The sequence below is a fragment of the Acidovorax sp. SRB_24 genome (assembly GCF_012931925.1).
Genome location: NZ_MWOM01000386.1, coordinates 1 through 226, shown reverse-complemented (window position 1 = coordinate 226; position 226 = coordinate 1). Strand labels below are relative to the sequence as shown.

The 226-nt window shown below is 69.0% G+C and carries 1 pseudogene; it reads left to right on the top strand.

The window, feature by feature from the left end:
• Positions 1-226, top strand: a pseudogene (locus tag B2J89_RS23435) (catechol 1,2-dioxygenase); the annotation flags it as partial.

The window sequence follows — 226 nt, the reverse complement described above, 5'->3', positions numbered from 1 at the left end:
CGTCGCTGGCGCGCCGCTGTCGCAGCACGAGGTGCGCCTGGACGAAGGCGAGCCCGAGGGCGAGGTGTTTGTGATGGAGGGCCAGGTGCTGGACCTCGAAGGCCAACCGGTGGCGGGCGCGCTGATCGACGTGTGGCATGCCAACACGCAAGGTGGCTACTCCCACTTCTTCCCCGGCATGAAGCCCTATGAACTGCGCCGCCGCATCCAGGCCGACGCCCAGGGG